The sequence below is a fragment of the Tardiphaga sp. GW822-FHT04G09 genome (genome assembly GCF_058800725.1).
On sequence record NZ_JBXAMO010000050.1, the window covers coordinates 1 to 1,096 of the forward strand.

Genomic DNA, 1,096 nt, shown 5'->3' on the forward strand with positions numbered 1-1,096 from the left:
GGGGGCGCCGATGAGCCATTCAACAGCGATATCGGCGCCTTGTTACCGATCGCGCTATGTGGCCGGACTTCGTTGTAGTCTCTACGCCAATCCTCCATTTTCTGCCGTGCGTCGTCAAGGCTCAGGAACCAGTGCGTGTTCAAGCATTCGCTTCTGAACTTGCCGTTGAAGGATTCGATGAAGCTATTATCCGTTGGCTTGCCTGGCCGCGAGAAGTCGAGCACGACGCCCTTTTGGTAAGCCCAGATATCGAGATCGCGGGAGATAAACTCCGATCCCTGATCGACACGGATGGTCTTGGGGTAGCCAACGGTCTTGCAGATGCGCTCCAATGTCATCACGACATCCTCGCCTCGATAGCTGAAGCGCGGATCGACGGCCGGCGCGAAGCGACTGAAGGTATCGACGATCGTCAGCACGCGGATCTTACGGCCAGTGGCAAGCTGGTCGTGCACGAAGTCCATTGCCCAGGTCTCGTTGACCTGCACCGCATCGGTTCGATCCTCGCGCAGCTTGGCCTTCACGCGACGCTTCGGCGTTTTGTTGCGCAATTGCAGGCTCAACTCCCTATAAAGGCGGTAGACACGCTTGACGTTGACGTTCCAGCCCTCACGCAGCAGGAGGACATGGACCCGGCGATAGCCGTATCTCACTCGCGTCTCGCAGATCTCCCTGATCCGACTCTTGAGAGCGGCCTGGTCGCCGCGCTTCGACTTGTAGACGTAAAGTGCGCGATCGATCCGGAGCGTCGAACAGGCCCGTCTGATCGAGACCTTCCAGTCGCCCCGCACCCTATCGACAAGCTCGCGCTTGCGGCCAGGCCTCAGAGCTTTTTTGACAGAACATCCTGCAGCATAGCCTTGTCCAACGACAGGTCGGCGACAATCCGCTTCAGCTTGCTGTTTTCCTCCTCGAGCTGACGCAGTCGCTTCATCTCTGAGGGCATCAGGCCCGCATACTTCTTCCGCCAGTTATAAAACGTCGCCTCGCTGATCCCGGCCTTGCGGCAGACCTCTGCAACTGCCGAGCCGTCTTCCGCCTGCTTCAAAACGAATGCGATCTGCGCCTCTGAAAACTTCGATGCCTTCATGGAACT

The 1,096-nt window shown here is 58.1% G+C and carries 1 protein-coding gene; it reads right to left on the reverse strand.

Going from position 1 to position 1,096, the window contains the following annotated elements:
• Positions 1–1,090 (reverse strand): IS3 family transposase gene (locus AC1RLZ_RS31125; protein ID WP_493191811.1). Its coding sequence is split into 2 segments (ribosomal slippage), with 1,091 coding nucleotides annotated over them: positions 1–838 and positions 838–1,090; the frame shifts between segments, so codons are not numbered across the junction. This gene is flagged as partial in the annotation.
• Positions 1,091–1,096: the final 6 nt, after the last annotated feature.